This is a genomic window from Nocardia aobensis NBRC 100429, assembly GCF_000308375.1.
Classification (GTDB): domain Bacteria; phylum Actinomycetota; class Actinomycetes; order Mycobacteriales; family Mycobacteriaceae; genus Nocardia; species Nocardia aobensis.
Window position 1 is genome coordinate 1 of record NZ_BAFQ01000020.1, and the last position, 1783, is coordinate 1783.

General features: G+C 69.4%; 2 protein-coding genes and 1 pseudogene. 1 reads left to right on the forward strand and 2 read right to left on the reverse strand.

Features of this window, described 5'->3' with window-relative positions:
- A pseudogene (locus RJ03_RS02670) lies at positions 1 to 333 on the forward strand (hypothetical protein); the annotation flags it as partial.
- On the opposite strand, the gene RJ03_RS02675 reads toward RJ03_RS02670, so the two are convergent.
- Positions 291 to 1388, reverse strand: a complete 1098-nt coding sequence (locus RJ03_RS02675; RefSeq protein ID WP_036497677.1) for an acyl-CoA dehydrogenase family protein — start codon at positions 1386 to 1388, stop codon at positions 291 to 293. The pseudogene RJ03_RS02670 and the gene RJ03_RS02675 overlap by 43 nt on opposite strands.
- A gap of 41 nt (positions 1389 to 1429) precedes the next feature.
- A partial coding sequence (locus tag RJ03_RS02680) for an acyl-CoA dehydrogenase family protein (RefSeq protein WP_281032263.1) occupies positions 1430 to 1783 on the reverse strand: 354 nt, incomplete at its 5' end.

The window sequence follows — 1783 nt, forward strand, 5'->3', positions numbered from 1 at the left end:
GTCCTGGGCGAATCGCTGCCGTGGATGGTCGAGCAGATCCGTACCGACCCGGTGTACGTGGTCGTGCTGGCCCCGCGTCCGGACGCGGTGGCCCGGCGCGAGGCCGGTCGAGACAAGAAAGCCTACGGGGTCTTCACCGTCGAGCAGCTCGACACCGTGCTGCACGCGGAAACGCCTCGCATCGGATTATGGCTGGATACAACGGATCTCACGGTCGAGGAGACCGTCGGGGAAATACTCGCCCGGGCCGAACCGGTGGAGCGGCGGTTCGGCCCGGGCGAGCGCCTGCGTCAGTGGGCCTCGGCCAGGAGGGTGCCCAGAGCGCGCAGGTGATCGGTGGCGCCGCCGAGCGCGAACTCGTTGTGTTTGGCGGCGGTGAAGTAGCACTGAACGATGTGGTCGCGGTCGATGCCGACGCCACCGTGCACGTGCACGGCGGTGTGGGCGATGCGGTGACCGGCCTCGGCGGCCCAGAATTTGGCGGTGTGGATCTCCGCCTCCGCCGGTAGTCCCTCGTCGACCCGCCACGCGGCCTGGGTGACCGCCAGCCGCAGCCCCTGCAGGTCGATGTAGCCGTCGGCCAGCCGCTGCGCGACCGCCTGGAAGCTGCCGATCTTGCGATTGAACTGCTCACGCTCGCGGCCGTATTCGGCGACGAGGTCGACCGCGCGCTCCAGGGTTCCGAGCTGTTGTGCGGCCAGGCCGAGCCAGCCGTGGTTCAGCAGCCACGCGAGGATCTCGGCGCCGTCGTCCACGGTGCCGATCAATTCGGCGGGGGTGGAATCGAATTCGACCTCGGCCTGCGGGCTGCGGTCGACCACCTGCTGCGGCGTGACACGCGCGTCCGCCGGGTCGACCAGGAATACCGCGGCCTTGCCGGAAACCATGGCGGGCACCAGGATTCGCGCCGACTGTGCGGCGAAGGGAACAACGGTCTTGGCGCCGATCAGCTTCCAGCCGCCATCCTCGGTCGCGGTCGTGGTGGGCTTCGCCGGCTCCCAGTTGCGTTCCTCCGACAGTGCCACGGTCAGAATCGTCTCGCCCGCACCGGCTTTCGCCGCCAGCTCGCGCTGCGCCTCGTCACCCCAGCGGGCCAGCGCACCGGCGCCGAGGACGATCGACCACAGATAGGGCACGGGGGCGGCGGATTTGCCGATCTCCCGCAGAATCGCGGTCTGTTCCAGGGCGCCGAGTCCGCTGCCGCCCACCGATTCCGGCAGCGCGGCCGCGAGCACGCCGGTCTCGGCCAGCGACCGCCAGAGTTGGTCGTCGAAGCGGACCTCGGCCTTGTCCAGTTCCCGCAGCCGGTCGGCGGTGACCAGTTTGGCGCAGACCTCGCCGGTCAGCCGCGCGAGATCCTGCTGCCCCTCGGTAAGTGTGAAATCCATCGTTGTTCCTAGTTCTTCGACGTTTCCGACCGGTCCGCGGCTCAGCGGGCGGCAGCGGGCTGTTTGAGGGCGGTCATCGCGATGATGTCGCGCTGCACCTCGTTGGTGCCGCCGCCGAAGGTCAGGATCAGGCACGCGCGATGCATCCGCTCGAGCCGTCCGCGCAGCTGCGCGCCGGGGGAGTCCTGCCGCAGATATGCCTGCGGTCCGAGAATCTCCATCAGCAGTCGGTAGGCCTCGGTGGCCAATTCGGTGCCGAGCACCTTGCAGGTGGAGGCATCCCACGGCCGGGGCGCGGCGTCGCCGCCCGCGTCGGCGCCGGAGGCGATCTCCCAGTTCAGCAGTTTGAGGAATTCCACCTGGGCGTGGACCCGCGCCAGATTCAGCCGCACCCA

What these genes read in the sequence shown, in the direction of transcription:
- RJ03_RS02675 (WP_036497677.1), bottom strand. Translation starts at nt 1,388, where the DNA reads ATGGATTTCACACTTACCGAGGGGCAGCAGGATCTCGCGCGGCTGACC.